The sequence below is a fragment of the Leclercia pneumoniae genome (assembly GCF_017348915.1).
Lineage (GTDB): Bacteria > Pseudomonadota > Gammaproteobacteria > Enterobacterales > Enterobacteriaceae > Enterobacter > Enterobacter pneumoniae.
Map to the genome: position 1 here is coordinate 2264854 of NZ_CP071383.1, position 12886 is coordinate 2277739.

The 12886-nt window shown below is 56.1% G+C and carries 14 protein-coding genes; 5 read left to right on the top strand and 9 right to left on the bottom strand.

Annotated elements, in window-relative coordinates; all coding sequences use genetic code 11:
• Positions 1–3: 3 nt before the first annotated feature.
• Entirely contained in the window at positions 4–795 is a 792-nt protein-coding gene (locus tag JZ655_RS10920; RefSeq protein WP_207291776.1) for a PhzF family phenazine biosynthesis protein, read from the bottom strand.
• 174 nt (positions 796–969) lie between these two features.
• Here JZ655_RS10920 and JZ655_RS10925 point away from each other — a divergent pair, with 174 nt between their 5' ends.
• Positions 970–2166, top strand: coding sequence for a sugar transporter (locus tag JZ655_RS10925; RefSeq protein ID WP_207291777.1), 1197 nt, complete (start codon positions 970–972; stop codon positions 2164–2166).
• Between the two features lie 30 nt (positions 2167–2196).
• Here the strand turns inward: JZ655_RS10925 and JZ655_RS10930 are convergent, their stop codons facing one another.
• Positions 2197–2862, bottom strand: a complete 666-nt coding sequence (locus JZ655_RS10930; protein ID WP_040075757.1) for a MarC family NAAT transporter — start codon at positions 2860–2862, stop codon at positions 2197–2199.
• A gap of 257 nt (positions 2863–3119) precedes the next feature.
• Here JZ655_RS10930 and marR point away from each other — a divergent pair, with 257 nt between their 5' ends.
• Genes marR through marB form a run of 3 tightly spaced genes read left to right on the top strand, consistent with a single transcriptional unit; the run spans position 3120 to position 4200 of the window.
• Entirely contained in the window at positions 3120–3554 is a 435-nt protein-coding gene (gene marR / locus JZ655_RS10935; RefSeq protein ID WP_046885601.1) for a multiple antibiotic resistance transcriptional regulator MarR, read from the top strand.
• 18 nt (positions 3555–3572) lie between these two features.
• Complete coding sequence (marA, locus tag JZ655_RS10940) at positions 3573–3956, top strand: MDR efflux pump AcrAB transcriptional activator MarA (protein ID WP_154298843.1); 384 nt, start codon at positions 3573–3575, stop codon at positions 3954–3956.
• 28 nt (positions 3957–3984) lie between these two features.
• A complete protein-coding gene (gene marB / locus JZ655_RS10945) occupies positions 3985–4200 on the top strand; it encodes a multiple antibiotic resistance protein MarB (protein WP_046885600.1) in 216 nt (71 codons plus the stop codon).
• A gap of 33 nt (positions 4201–4233) precedes the next feature.
• Here marB and eamA read toward each other — a convergent pair whose 3' ends face one another.
• Positions 4234–5133 (bottom strand): O-acetylserine/cysteine exporter, encoded by a 900-nt coding sequence (gene eamA, locus JZ655_RS10950; RefSeq protein ID WP_046885599.1) that lies wholly within the window; start codon positions 5131–5133, stop codon positions 4234–4236.
• Between the two features lie 193 nt (positions 5134–5326).
• On the opposite strand from eamA, the gene ydeE reads away from it, so the two are divergent.
• Complete coding sequence (gene ydeE / locus JZ655_RS10955) at positions 5327–6523, top strand: efflux MFS transporter YdeE (RefSeq protein ID WP_207291778.1); 1197 nt, start codon at positions 5327–5329, stop codon at positions 6521–6523.
• 33 nt (positions 6524–6556) lie between these two features.
• Here ydeE and zinT read toward each other — a convergent pair whose 3' ends face one another.
• The 6 genes from zinT to urtA form a co-directional block, all read right to left on the bottom strand.
• Positions 6557–7198 carry a metal-binding protein ZinT gene (gene zinT, locus JZ655_RS10960; protein WP_207291779.1) on the bottom strand — a complete coding sequence of 214 codons (642 nt, stop codon included), beginning with the start codon at positions 7196–7198 and terminating at the stop codon, positions 6557–6559.
• Positions 7199–7266: 68 nt separating this feature from the next.
• Positions 7267–7965 carry an urea ABC transporter ATP-binding subunit UrtE gene (gene urtE / locus JZ655_RS10965; protein ID WP_207291780.1) on the bottom strand — a complete coding sequence of 233 codons (699 nt, stop codon included), beginning with the start codon at positions 7963–7965 and terminating at the stop codon, positions 7267–7269.
• Positions 7966–7975: 10 nt separating this feature from the next.
• The gene (gene urtD / locus JZ655_RS10970) at positions 7976–8773 is read right to left on the bottom strand and encodes an urea ABC transporter ATP-binding protein UrtD (RefSeq protein WP_207291781.1); all 798 of its coding nucleotides are present in this window, start codon (positions 8771–8773) and stop codon (positions 7976–7978) included.
• A complete protein-coding gene (gene urtC / locus JZ655_RS10975; RefSeq protein ID WP_046885595.1) occupies positions 8773–9846 on the bottom strand; it encodes an urea ABC transporter permease subunit UrtC in 1074 nt (357 codons plus the stop codon). Before urtC ends, urtD begins: the two co-directional genes overlap by 1 nt.
• Positions 9846–11420, bottom strand: coding sequence for an urea ABC transporter permease subunit UrtB (urtB, locus tag JZ655_RS10980; RefSeq protein WP_207291782.1), 1575 nt, complete (start codon positions 11418–11420; stop codon positions 9846–9848). Before urtB ends, urtC begins: the two co-directional genes overlap by 1 nt.
• Before the next feature lie 17 nt (positions 11421–11437).
• Positions 11438–12709 (bottom strand): urea ABC transporter substrate-binding protein, encoded by a 1272-nt coding sequence (gene urtA, locus JZ655_RS10985; RefSeq protein ID WP_207291783.1) that lies wholly within the window; start codon positions 12707–12709, stop codon positions 11438–11440.
• Between the last annotated feature and the right edge of the window lie 177 nt (positions 12710–12886).

Below are 12886 nucleotides of genomic sequence, written 5' to 3' on the forward strand. Positions count from 1 at the left end.
TTGTTATTCACGAATAAACAGCTGCCCTTTCATATACAGCGACGCCTTCCCGCCCATCATGACGCGATCGCCGTTCAACTGACAACGTACCTCACCGCCCCGGGCTGAGACTTGTCGCGCCAGCAGAGTGGTCTTAGCCAACTTGCCCGCCCAATAAGGGATAAGCATGGTATGCGCCGAGCCGGTGACCGGATCTTCCCAGAGTGCGACGCCCGGTGAAAAGAAACGGCTGACAAAGTCATACTCGCCCTCGCTCGGGGCGGTAATACACACTTTATGTTCACCGGGGATCATAGCGCTGATATTCGGAGTAACGGCTTCCACCTGCTGTCGATTTTCCAGCACCACTACCCAGGCACGGCCTTTACGAGCCTCGACGTAGCGCTCAATCCCCAGCGCGGCCAGCATTTGCGGAGGCGGCGTTTGCTTCTCTGTCGGACAGGCCGGGAAATCGAGCGTGAGCCAGTCGCCGTCGCGGGTCACCGTTAGCGTGCCGGAGGCGGTCTCAAAATGGAGGCGGGGATCGGGGTAACCCAGTTCATTAAACAGGACATATGCCGTCGCCAGCGTCGCATGGCCGCAAAGATTCACCTCCGTGGTGGTGGTAAACCAGCGCAGCGTGATGCCCTCTTTATGACAGACAAAGAAGGCCGTCTCTGACTGATTGTGCTCTTGCGCCATCCTGAGGAGCGTATCGTCCGGCAGCCAGTCTGGTAGCGGACATACCGCCGCAGGATTACCGCTAAATGGGCCGTCACTGAACGCATCTACCAGATAATAATCATATTTCTGCATCGCTTTTCCGGTTGTTAATGTGATGTTGCATCCTATATTCATGGAAATTGTCCGATTTCACCACCCTTTCTCTAACGGTGATTTTGAGATCTACGTCACAAAATGATTGTCTTTTCACCAGCGATGGTTTTAAGATCGCCTCCTCTTCTTTACGTAACGATTCCCAGACAAATTATGACAATCAACACTGATTCCCGCAGGGTCGCGTGGCTACGGGTGGTTACGCTTGCGATTGCAGCGTTTATATTTAACACCACTGAATTTGTGCCTGTTGGCCTGCTCTCCGACATTGCCAGCAGCTTTGGCATGGAAACCGCGCAGGTCGGGATCATGCTGACCATCTATGCGTGGGTGGTGGCAATGATGTCGTTACCCTTTATGTTGCTCACCAGTCAGGTGGAGCGGCGTAAATTGCTGATTGCACTTTTTGTGTTGTTCATTGCCAGTCACGTGCTGTCGTTTCTGGCGTGGAATTTCACCGTACTGGTGGTGAGCCGCATCGGTATCGCCTTTGCACATGCCATCTTCTGGTCGATCACTGCTTCGCTGGCCATTCGTCTGGCCCCGGCGGGCAAACGCGCTCAGGCGTTGAGCCTGCTGGCAACGGGCACCGCGTTGGCTATGGTGCTTGGGCTGCCGATTGGCCGCCTCGTAGGACAATATTTTGGCTGGCGCACCACGTTTTTTGTCATCGGAATGGGCGCGCTGATCACCCTGCTGTGTCTGATTAAATTACTGCCAAAACTGCCGAGCGAACACTCTGGCTCGCTGAAAAGCCTGCCCCTGCTTTTCCGTCGCCCGGCGCTGATGAGCATCTATTTGCTGACCGTTGTCGTGGTGACCGCCCACTACACGGCTTATAGCTACATCGAACCTTTTGTGCAGACGGTTGCCGGCTTTAGCGCCAGATTTGCCACCGTTCTGCTGCTGATATTGGGTAGCGCGGGCATTGTTGGCAGTGTGTTGTTTGGCAAGCTGGGTAATCGCCACGCCTCGTTACTGGTTAGCGGCGCGATTGGCCTGCTGCTGGCGTGTCTGCTGTTGCTGCTACCGGCGTCGGGGAGCGAGTCGAACCTTGCCATTCTGAGCATCTTCTGGGGCGTGGCGATCATGATTATCGGCCTGGGCATGCAGGTTAAAGTGCTGGCGCTTGCGCCAGATGCCACCGACGTGGCGATGTCGCTCTTCTCCGGCATTTTCAACATCGGCATTGGTGCCGGCGCGCTGGTTGGAAATCAAATCAGCCTGCATCTTTCGATGTCCGCTATCGGTTACCTGGGGGCGATACCGGCGCTGGTGGCGTTAATCTGGTCAGTGCTGGTGTTTCGTAAGTGGCCGGTGTCGCTGGAAGAGCGGCCGCAACACGGATAAAAAAAGGGTGGCTCAAGCCACCCTTTTTTATTAGTGATAGGTCTTAATAATTTCCAGCACCCCATTAATGATGAACTGCACGCCCATACAGACCAGCAGGAAGCCCATCAGCCGCGAGATAGCCTCGATCCCGCCCTTACCTACCCAGCGCATAATGGCGCCCGAGCTGCGCAGGCTGGCCCATAAAATGACGCCTACCAGCGCAAAGATCAGCGGTGGGGCCACCATGATGACCCAGTCAGGAAAGGTTGTATTATCGCGCACAGTGGAAGCGGAACTGATGATCATCGCAATGGTGCCCGGCCCGGCCGTGCTGGGCATCGCCAGGGGAACAAAGGCGATATTCGCACCAGGTTTATCCTCCAGCTCTTCCGATTTGCTTCTTGCCTCCGGGCTGTCGTGCGCTTTTTGCGCCGGAAAGAGCATACGGAAACCGATAAAGGCCACAATCAGGCCCCCGGCGATACGCAGGCCAGGAATCGAGATCCCAAAGGTGTTCATCACCAGCTGTCCGGCGTAGTAAGCCACCATCATGATTGCAAAGACATAAACAGAGGCCATCAGAGACTGTTGGTTACGTTCCGCGCTGTTCATGTCCCCCGCAAGACCGAGAAAGAGCGCCACGGTCGTTAACGGGTTTGCCAGCGGCAGCAGGACCACCAGCCCAAGACCGATGGCTTGTAAGAGCTCTACCATAGTGCGTGTCATCCTTTTCCATTCATCAACTCTGGAAGTATACGGTGTTAAAGCAGGTTTAGGCTACGGCGCGCCAATTCTGACTATTTACGCCCGGTGATAAATAATCTTCAGTTATGTAATTGATTTGAAAAAGCTAAAAAAAAGTTCATGAAACGTTTTAGCAAATCGTGGCATCGGGGAATACATTCAGTTGACTTATACTTGCCTGAGCAATAATATCTGCCGTGATTAAACTACTTGCCAGGGCAACCATTGTGAAAAGCACCAGTGATCTCTTCAACGAAATTATCCCACTGGGTCGCCTTATCTATATGGTTAACCAAAAAAAAGACCGCTTGCTCAATGACTATTTGTCGCCGCTGGACATCACTGCCACCCAGTTCAAAGTCCTTTGTTCTGTGCGTTGCGAAGGGTGTATCACGCCGGTTGAGCTCAAAAAGGTCTTATCGGTCGATCTTGGCGCCCTGACGCGCATGATGGATCGACTGGTCTGCAAAGGATGGATTGAAAGACGCCCTAACCCGAATGACAAACGCGGCGTACTGGTGCAGTTGACCAGCGACGGCGCAGCAATGTGTGAGCAATGTCATCAATTAGTAGGGCAAGAATTACACCAGGAACTAACAAAAAACTTAACGGCGGATGAAGTGGCAACTCTTGAGCATTTGCTTAAGAAAATCCTGCCGTAAACAGAAAGAGGTATGACGATGTCCAGACGCAATACTGACGCTATTACAATTCATAGCATTTTGGACTGGATCGAAGATAACCTGGAATCGCCGCTCTCACTTGAGAAGGTGTCTGAGCGTTCAGGTTATTCCAAGTGGCACCTGCAACGGATGTTTAAAAAAGAGACAGGCCATTCATTAGGTCAATACATCCGCAGCCGCAAGTTAACGGAAATCGCCCAGAAGCTGAAAGAGAGCAACGAGCCGATTTTGTATCTGGCGGAGCGTTATGGGTTTGAATCGCAACAGACCCTGACCCGCACGTTTAAAAACTATTTCGACGTGCCGCCGCACAAGTATCGCATCACCAATATGCACGGTGAATCTCGTTATTTGATGCCGCTAAACCACTGTAGTTGTTAATCGCCTTTCAAGACGTATCGAGGAAATCATGAAATTGTTTATCTCCGCCGCCCTCACCCTGTTGGTGCTGGTCTCCGGCCAGAGCTTTGCGGAGCAAACTCCCCGCGCTGTGCAGCAGAATAATCGCGATGCGATGATTCTGCCTTCTGCACATGACCAGTCGCCGTTCGATTTTAACCATATGGGCGCTGGCAGCGATAAATCCGACGAATTAGGCGTGCCGTACTACAACCACGACCTGTAATTCGTATTTGCCCCGCGCTCGCGGGGCTTTTTTTTAGCCCCTTACCTGCGCCGCCCGGCGAAAGCGAAACCCAAAGACGTTGATATAAAGCCCCGCCATAATCAATACCGCCCCCAGCAGTTGCAGTGCACTCAGCTTCTCGTCCAGCAGCAGCGCCGCAGAAGCCAGCCCTACCACAGGAACCAGCAGCGACAGCGGTGCCACACGCCAGGTCTCATAACGTCCCAGCAGCGTTCCCCAGATGCCGTATCCGACAATGGTGGCGACAAACGCCAGGTAGACCAGCGACAAAATGGTGGTGAGATCGATATTCACCAGACTTTGCAGCATCGCCTGTGGGCCATCCAGCAGCCAGGAGGCAACCATGAAGGGCAGAATGGGGATCAGCGCACTCCATACCACCAGCGACATCACCGGCGGGCGCGACGCCAGCAGCATGATTTTTTTATTGAAAATGTTTCCGCAGGCCCAGCTAAAGGCGGCCGCCAGGGTGAGCATAAAGCCCAGTAACGCCACGTGCTGGCCATTCAGGCTGGACTCCACCAGTACCAGTACGCCAAAGACCGCGAGCGTGATCCCTGCCAGCTGTTTGCCCTGCAGCCGTTCGCCAAAGGTTACGGCCCCCAGAATGATGGTGAAGAAAGCCTGGGCCTGAAGGACCAGCGAGGCGAGTCCGGCTGGCATACCGAAGTTAATCGCGCAAAAGAGGAAGGCGAACTGTCCAAAGCTGATGGTCAGGCCGTAGCCCAGCAGCAGACGAAACGGCACCTGCGGGCGGGCGACAAAAAAGAGCGCGGGAAAGGCCACCAGCAGAAAACGCAGCCCGGCCAGCATCAGGGGCGGCATATTGTGCAGCCCAACTTTGATGACCACAAAATTGAGCCCCCATACGACCACCACCAGTAACGCCAGCAGCCCGTCTTTACGCGTCATACTCTGCCCCTGTTTATTAAATTTTTGTAAAGAGAACCAAAGTAGCGAAAAAAAAGCGTGAAGAACAGATCATTAATTCTGGCAGTCAGGCGAAGCACTTAGGGATAAATTAGGTGCTATACAAGCCGCTTATGGCGTGTTAATCCTGATAAGACACAACAAAATAATCATAAGCAATTGTCGGGCAGGAATAATGAAACCATCACTCAGGCGCTCAACCGCAGCGCTGCTGGCTTCGTCATTGTTATTAACAATTGGACGCGGCGCGACCTTACCTTTCATGACCATCTACCTCACCCGCGTCTATGCGATGAGCGTGGAGAATATCGGGTATGCGCTGACGGTGGCTCTGACGATCGGCGTGGTGTTCAGTATGGGGTTTGGCATCCTCGCGGATAAGTTCGATAAAAAGCGCTATATGCTGGTCTCCATTACGGCATTTATCTTCGGCTTTATCGCCATTCCGCTGGTGGATAATGTCACCCTGGTGGTGCTCTTCTTTGCCATGATTAACTGCGCCTACTCGGTCTTCGCCACCGTGCTAAAGGCCTGGTTTTCCGATGTGCTTACCCCAGGCCAAAAGGCGAAAATTTTCTCGCTCAATTACAGCTTTCTTAACATCGGCTGGACCATCGGCCCGCCGATTGGCACCCTGCTGGTGATGTACAGCCTGCAACTTCCCTTCTGGCTGGCGGCGCTCTGCGCTGCGCTGCCGCTGGTCTTTATCCAGCTATGGGTGCAGCGTGTCGAAGCCGCTACCAGCGAATCCGCGCCCGTCGCCTGGCAGCCTTCAATACTGCTGAAAGACCGGGCGCTGTTCTGGTATACCCTCTCTGGTCTGCTCGCCTCCTACGTGGGCGGCTCCTTCGCCAGCTGTATCTCTCAGTATGTCCTGGCCGCCGATTACGACAGCGACTTTGCCCAACAGGTGGTGGCGGTGGTCCTGCCGGTCAACGCGGCGATGGTGGTCTCTTTGCAATACCTGATTGGCCGTAAGCTGACGGGTAAAAATATCCGCCCGCTAATGACTCTGGGGACACTCTTTTTCGTGCTGGGGCTGGCAGGCTTTATGGTGTCGGGAAATAACCTGATTTACTGGGGCGTGGCGGCGGCGATCTTTACCGTCGGCGAGATTATCTATGCCCCGGGGGAATATATGTTGATCGACAATATCGCGCCGCCGGGGATGAAGGCCAGCTACTTTTCCGCACAGGCGCTGGGCTGGCTGGGCGCGGCCTTTAATCCCATGATTACCGGGATTATCCTCACCCATCTGCCGCACTGGTCGCTGTTTGCCATCATGATGGTGGCGATCGTTATTGCCTGGCTGATGATCCTGCGAGGGATGAACGTGAAGGCGTGGCAGGGTGACGTTCCTGAGACCGTATAAAACAGAGGCGAGGATCCCCTCGCCTTGTAGAAATTAGTGGTGCAGCATCTCGTCAACCACCTGCTCTTTGTACATCTCGTTCGGATAGTAGGTTGGCCAGTTATCCATCTCTTTCAGCAGCGCTTCATGCGAGGTGTTGCCCATAAAGATATGGAAATGGGCTGACTGACGCGGGCCAATGGTGTGGTCACTGAACTGAACGAACTTCGGCGCCTTGCTGCTGGCATCCTTACACTCGAACAGATAACGCACTCCCTTCTTACCGGACGCGTAGGTCAGGATTTTATAACCGTTAGAGACGTATTCACAGCGGCTCACGTTCTTACCGGTGTGGAACTCCATCACGTTGTTTTCAATTCCGATGGTCTCTACGTCGGTGGCATAACCCGTGCGGTAATAGGCTTTAATCTCGTCAAAAGATTTGCTCTTCTCTTTTTCCGCTTTCTTTTTGAATACCGGGTCTAAATCACCGCTCAGCAGGAACGGATAGACCGACTGCCAGACGCCGTCCCAGTTGGAGAGCGGGCGCTCTTGCACATCTTTATCGTCAAATACGCCGTTCGCCGCTTTCTGTTCCGCTTCGGTCATCTGATGACCATGTGAATGGGCCCAGGCCTGGCCACCCATCAACAGCGCCCCCAAAGTCATTGCAAGTTTACCAATCTGTCCAGCCACTCTTCTGTCCTCACTCCGTTGTTAAGAGCGAGGATGTTATAATATAACATCACCAGACGCAACGCCCTTTAAATGGCGACCAGACCGCGTACCCCCTCCTGCTCCATATTCTCGCCGCGGCCACGCTGAATGATGCTCCCCCGCGACATCAGCAGATAACTGTCCGCCAGCCCGGCGGCAAAATCATAAAACTGCTCGACCAGCAAAATGGCCATATCCCCCCGGTTCGCCAGCTCGCGGATCACCTGGCCAATCTCTTTGATCACCGAAGGCTGAATGCCTTCGGTAGGTTCATCCAGAATAAGTAACTGCGGCCGACTGGCCAGCGCCCGGCCAATGGCCAGCTGCTGCTGCTGCCCGCCGGAGAGATCGCCGCCGCCGCGATGTTTCATCTCCTGCAGAACGGGGAAAAGCTGCCAGATATCGTCTGGCACCCGCTTCGCTTCACGCGCCGGAAAACGTGATAACCCCAGCAGTAGGTTCTCTTCCACCGTCAGACGGGGGAAGATCTCCCGTCCCTGCGGCACATAGGCCACCCCGGCCTGTACCCGCTGGTGCGGCGAGGCTTTGGTGATCTTTTTACCCTGCCAGATAACCTCGCCAGTGCGGGCGGGCACCAGCCCCATCAGGCATTTCAGCAAGGTGGTTTTCCCTACCCCGTTACGCCCCAGCAGGCAGGTCACCTCTCCGGTATGCGCCTCGAAGCTCACGCCGCGCAGGATATGGCTTCCGCCGTAGTACTGATTCAGTTCGTTAACCTGTAGCATGGCTGGCTCCTTAGCGGCCAAGATAGACTTCAATCACCTGTTCGTTGGCCTGAACGTCACGCAGCGATCCTTCCGCCAGGACCCGCCCCTGATGTAACACCGTGACGTGATCGGCAATGGTTTCAACAAACCCCATATCATGCTCTACCACCATCAGAGAGTGTTTTCCCGCCAGGGTGCGAAACAGCTCGGCCGTGTATTCCGTTTCCGCATCGGTCATGCCGGCGGCAGGTTCGTCCAGCAACAGGAGATGCGGATCCTGCACCAGCAACATGCCAATCTCCAGAAACTGTTTCTGCCCGTGCGAAAGAAGTCCTGCCAGACGATCCCGCTCGGCGCTCAGCCGCAGCAGAGTCAGCATCTCATTGATGCGGTCCCCCTGCTCGCTGCTCAGACGCGCCCGCAGGCTGGCCCAGACCGTTTTATCGCCCTTCATCGCCAGCTCAAGGTTTTGCCAGACGGTAAGCGCCTCGAAGACCGTCGGTTTTTGAAACTTACGCCCAATCCCCTGACGGGCAATCATCATCGGCTCAAGAGTGGTGAGATCGGTCGATTGATCATAAATGGCCCGCCCGCTCTGGGGGCGCGTTTTGCCGGTAATCACATCCATCAGCGTGGTTTTGCCCGCCCCGTTGGGACCGATTACGCAACGCAGCTCGCCCACGCCAATATTGAGCGAGAGATCGCTCAGGGCTTTAAAGCCATCGAAGCTGACGGTAATGTTTTCCAGCTGCAGGACCGGGTCGGTCTGGTCGCGGAAGCGATCCCCCGGCAGCTGGCGGGTAAAGAGGGTTTCGGCGGGCTGCATTATTTTTCTCCCTTACGTAACAGGCCAATCACGCCGCGCGGCAAGAACAGCGTGACGGCGATGAAAATCAGGCCGAGGAACAGCTGCCAGTATTCCGGCATCGCCACGGTAAAGACGCTTTTAGCTCCGTTAACCAGCGCCGCCCCGATCACCGGGCCAATGAGCGTGCCGCGCCCGCCCAGCGCCACCCAGATGGCGGCCTCAATGGAGTTTGTGGGCGACATTTCGCTGGGGTTGATGATGCCCACCTGCGGCACATACAGCGCACCTGCCAGCCCGCAGAGGACGGCCGAGAGAGTCCAGACCAGCAGCTTAAAGCCGCGCGGATCGTAACCGCAGAAGGTAAGGCGGTTTTCCGCGTCGCGTACCGCCGTCAAAATGCGGCCAAACTTGCTTTTCGCCAGCGCATAGCCGATAGCCAGCGAGGCGGCCAGCAGCAGCACGGTGGCAAGAAACAGCGTAATGCGCGTCGAGATGGCGGTGACCGGGAAGCCCAGCAGCGTGGTAAAACCGGTGAAGCCGTTGTTGCCGCCAAAGCCGGTCTCATTGCGAAAGAAGAGCAGCATTCCGGCAAAGGTGAGCGCCTGAGTCATGATCGAGAAATAGACCCCTTTGATCTTTGACCGGAAGGCAAACCAGCCGAATACCAGCGCCAGCAGACCGGGAGCCAGAACAATCAGCGCCAGCGCCCACGCAAAGTGCTGCGTCCCCCACCAGAACCAGGGTAACTCGTTCCAGGAAAGAAACGACATAAAGGCGGGCAACGCATCGCCCGAGGCCTGACGCATCAGGTACATACCCATGGCATACCCGCCGAGGGCGAAGAAGATCCCGTGCCCCAGTGACAACATGCCCGCGTAACCCCAGACCAGATCGAGGGCCACCGCTACGATGGCGTAGCAGAGAATTTTGCCAACCAGGGTCAACATCCAGGTCGATACTGCCAGCGGATGGGTGGCCGGCAAGAGCGACAGAAAGGGCAGCACCAGGAGCGCCGCCAATAGCAGACTGCCGACAATCGGTGCGGTACGTGGCGCTTTGCGCGCCAGGGTTAATGTCAGTGGCTGGCTCATTAGTCAATTACCCTCCCTTTCAGTGCAAACAGACCCTGCGGGCGTTTCTGGATAAACAGAATAATCGCCACCAGGATGAGTATTTTGCCCAGCACGGCGCCCATCTGCGGCTCCAGAATTTTATTGAAGATACCCAGCCCGAACGCGGCCGCGACGCTACCTGCCAGCTGTCCGACGCCCCCGAGTACAACCACCAGGAAGGAGTCGATGATATAGCCCTGACCCAATTCAGGACCGACGTTGCCCAGTTGCGAAAGCGCCACGCCGCCCAGCCCGGCAATGCCGGATCCGAGGCCAAACGCCAGCATATCGACCCGCCCGGTGGGCACCCCGCAGCAGGCAGCCATATTGCGGTTTTGCGTGACTGCCCGGACGTTGAGCCCGAGACGCGTTTTGTTCAGCACCAGCCAGGTGAAGAACAGCACCATCATGACAAACACAAGCACGACAATGCGGTTCCACGGCAATATCAGATTGGCAAAAACCTGTACCCCGCCGGAGAGCCAGCCGGGGTTTGCGACTTCGAGGTTTTGCGCCCCAAACCCCATACGCACCAGCTGGATCAGCATCAGGCTGATGCCCCAGGTGGCGAGCAGCGTCTCCAGCGGACGGCCATACAGATGGCGGATCACCGTGCGCTCCAGCGCCATTCCAATCCCGGCAGTTAGCAGAAAGGCGACCGGCAGCGCCACCAGCGGATAGAGCCCCAGCCACTGAGGCGTGAATTGCGCCATCGCCTGCTGCACAATCCAGGTGGCGTACGCGCCCAGCATCAGCATTTCGCCATGCGCCATATTGATCACCCCCAGCAGGCCATAGGTGATCGCCAGCCCGAGCGCCGCCAGCAGTAAAATGGAGCCGAGTGACAGCCCCATAAAGGCCTGGCCCAGAAGATCGCCTATCATCAGCCGACGCTCAATCTGCTTCAGACTGTGGCTTGCCGCCGCGCGTACGCTGGCATCGGGTTCGGTTTGCGCCTGCGTGTAGGGCGTAAGCAGCGCCTGCGCCCCGGCGTCGTCCGCCTCACCCAGCGCGGTCACGGCCTGGCGGCGCACTTCTGCCTGTGGGCTGGACAGTTGCAGGCGGGCAATCGCCAGATTGAGCGCCTGGCGTATCGCCTCGTTTTGCTCGGCGTTCAGCCGCTGCTGCATAAAACCCAGCATCGCGGGCTGGGCATCCCGCTGCAGCAACTTTGCCGCAGCAAGACGATCCGTGACGTTGTCACTGATAAGCTGATGGGTTGCCAGCGCGGTGGCGGCGGCAATACGTAGACGGTTAGTCAGCCGCACCGCCTTAGGCTGCCCCTGCGGCGTCGCGGCGCTGCCCAGGGTGTCATAGCGCCCGTTGTGGCGGGTAAAGGCGTGTTTCTTTGCATCGACGTAAAGATTCTCCTGTTGCAGTGCCTGTAACAGCGGCAGCCTGGCGGGGTCCGGCGTTGTTGCCCACTCCCCGAGCAGTACCGCCTGCTGGCTGCGGCTGGCGGCAACAAAGGTATCGGCGTCCGTTGCCTGCGCCATCCCTGGCACCAGCCCGGCAAGCCACATGATGGCGATGAGTAAGCGCAGCATGCTCATGGCTGATCTCCCTGAATTTAGTTACTGGCGGTTTTGATAGGGGTGTCGGGTTTTTTATCGTTACCGGCGATAAACGGGCTCCATGGCTGAGCGCGCACCGTGGCATCGGTCTGCCAGACCACGTTGAACTGACCGTTATCTTCGATTTCACCGATCATCACTGGCTTATGCAGGTGGTGGTTGGTTTCATCCATAGTCAGGGTGAAGCCAGACGGCGCTTTAAAGGACTGGCCCGCCATGGCGGCACGTACTTTATCCACGTCGGTGGTACCGGCCTTCTCAACCGCCTGAGCCCACATATGGATCCCCACATAGGTGGCTTCCATCGGGTCATTGGTCACCACGGTATCGGCGTTCGGCAGCTTATGCGCTTTGGCGTAGGCTTTATACGCGGCTACAAACTGCTGGTTGTCAGCGTTATCGACCGATTCGAAATAGTTCCAGGCGGCCAGATTCCCCACCAGCGGTTTGGTGTCGATACCGCGCAGCTCCTCTTCCCCAACCGAGAAGGCGACGACCGGCACGTCGGTGGCTTTTACCCCCTGGTTCGCCAGCTCTTTATAGAAGGGAACGTTAGAGTCGCCGTTAATGGTAGAGACCACTGCGGTTTTGCCGCCAGCGGCAAATTTTTTGATACTGGAGACGATGGTCTGGTAGTCGCTGTGACCAAAGGGCGTATAGACCTCTTCAATATCTTTATCCTGAACCCCTTTCGAGTGCAGATAAGCGCGCAGGATTTTGTTAGTGGTGCGTGGATAGACGTAGTCGGTGCCCAGCAGGAAGAAGCGCTTCGCGCTGCCGCCATCTTCACCCAACAGATACTCCACCGCCGGGATCGCCTGCTGGTTAGGTGCCGCGCCGGTGTAGAAAACGTTCGGCGACATCTCTTCCCCTTCGTACTGGACCGGATAGAAAAGCAGGCCGTTCAGCTCTTCAAATACCGGCAGAACCGATTTACGCGAGACCGAGGTCCAGCAGCCGAACACCGCGGCAACCTTATCCTGGCTCAGCAGTTGGCGCGCTTTTTCAGCAAACAGCGGCCAGTTCGAGGCGGGATCCACCACCACCGGCTCCAGCTTTTTGCCCAGCACTCCCCCTTTGGCGTTAATTTCATCAATAGTCATTAACGCCACGTCTTTCAGCGGCGTTTCAGAAATAGCCATCGTGCCGGAGAGTGAGTGCATGATGCCGACTTTGATCGTTTCAGCGGCCTGAACGCTGAAACTCATCCCCATGGCCACCACAGAGGCGGAGAGAGCAAAAGCTTTTATTAAGGTACGACGGTGCATATTTTCACTCCTGAAAAGAAAGCTGTGCGAAATCGTCCGCGACGACAGGACGTAGAAAGAGCAAAACATCAGTTCAGAAGTGAATGAGCAAAAAGGATGCCAGGTTGACAGCGTGCGGGTTTAGCGAGGTTTGATGGAGGGAGGTAATGCAGCGGCACAGCGTTGCATTAAATAAGT

Bases quoted from the DNA above. Each gene is read 5' to 3' on its own strand.
- JZ655_RS10920 (WP_207291776.1), bottom strand. From the start codon at position 795: ATGCAGAAATATGATTATTATCTGGTAGATGCGTTCAGTGACGGCCCA.
- JZ655_RS10925 (WP_207291777.1), top strand. From the start codon at position 970: ATGACAATCAACACTGATTCCCGCAGGGTCGCGTGGCTACGGGTGGTT.
- JZ655_RS10930 (WP_040075757.1), bottom strand. From the start codon at position 2,862: ATGGTAGAGCTCTTACAAGCCATCGGTCTTGGGCTGGTGGTCCTGCTG.
- marA (WP_154298843.1), top strand. From the start codon at position 3,573: ATGTCCAGACGCAATACTGACGCTATTACAATTCATAGCATTTTGGAC.
- marB (WP_046885600.1), top strand. From the start codon at position 3,985: ATGAAATTGTTTATCTCCGCCGCCCTCACCCTGTTGGTGCTGGTCTCC.
- eamA (WP_046885599.1), bottom strand. From the start codon at position 5,133: ATGACGCGTAAAGACGGGCTGCTGGCGTTACTGGTGGTGGTCGTATGG.
- ydeE (WP_207291778.1), top strand. From the start codon at position 5,327: ATGAAACCATCACTCAGGCGCTCAACCGCAGCGCTGCTGGCTTCGTCA.
- urtE (WP_207291780.1), bottom strand. From the start codon at position 7,965: ATGCTACAGGTTAACGAACTGAATCAGTACTACGGCGGAAGCCATATC.
- urtD (WP_207291781.1), bottom strand. From the start codon at position 8,773: ATGCAGCCCGCCGAAACCCTCTTTACCCGCCAGCTGCCGGGGGATCGC.
- urtC (WP_046885595.1), bottom strand. From the start codon at position 9,846: ATGAGCCAGCCACTGACATTAACCCTGGCGCGCAAAGCGCCACGTACC.
- urtB (WP_207291782.1), bottom strand. From the start codon at position 11,420: ATGAGCATGCTGCGCTTACTCATCGCCATCATGTGGCTTGCCGGGCTG.
- urtA (WP_207291783.1), bottom strand. From the start codon at position 12,709: ATGCACCGTCGTACCTTAATAAAAGCTTTTGCTCTCTCCGCCTCTGTG.